The sequence below is a fragment of the Paenibacillus maysiensis genome (genome assembly GCF_000520815.1).
Taxonomy (GTDB): Bacteria; Bacillota; Bacilli; order Paenibacillales; family Paenibacillaceae; genus Paenibacillus; species Paenibacillus maysiensis.
Map to the genome: position 1 here is coordinate 1 of NZ_ASRY01000262.1, position 594 is coordinate 594.

At 41.8% G+C, this 594-nt stretch carries 1 protein-coding gene; it reads right to left on the minus strand.

Going from position 1 to position 594, the window contains the following annotated elements; all coding sequences use genetic code 11:
* Window positions 1-130: 130 nt before the first annotated feature.
* The coding region (locus tag L696_RS0117805) for an IS110 family RNA-guided transposase (RefSeq protein WP_025684841.1) at window positions 131-594 on the minus strand (464 nt) is incomplete at its 5' end.

The window sequence follows — 594 nt, forward strand, 5'->3', positions numbered from 1 at the left end:
CTATACCAGCTAATAGCATGTCAAGATTACCAGTAAAATGACCATAAATCTTATGTTATAGTTAAAATAGGCAAGTCAAATAACCCTCCATTTCGGACAGCGTTTTGGAAGGTTAAACCAATTGTAATTGTTAAGCCAGACGGAATGCCTTTTTACTTTTCAAGATGGCATGGAGCCAATGAACTAGCTTGTTTGCACATGCGACCAATGCTACTTTATACGGCTTACCCTCGCTTCTTTTGCGTTCGTAAAATTCTTTGAGTCGAGTGTTGCGAGAACGAATAAGTCCACACTGAACAGCCATCACGAGCGCGTAACGCAACTGCCTGGACCCACGTTTCGTGATTCGGTTTCGAGTTGCTGTAAACTTACCGGAAGCAAAGACACTCGGGTCAATGCCTGCAAAGGCGACTAGCTTTTTAGGATGATCAAATCGGTCGACTTCTCCAATTTCAGATAAAATTGTTGCCGCAATTTTATGCCCAATACCGGGAATCGACTGAATTAATTCATACTCTTCAATTTCTTCAGCCAGAGCATCTATGTTCTGTTCCAATTCAGTAAGATGCTCTTGGTACTGAAGAATGAGGGTAA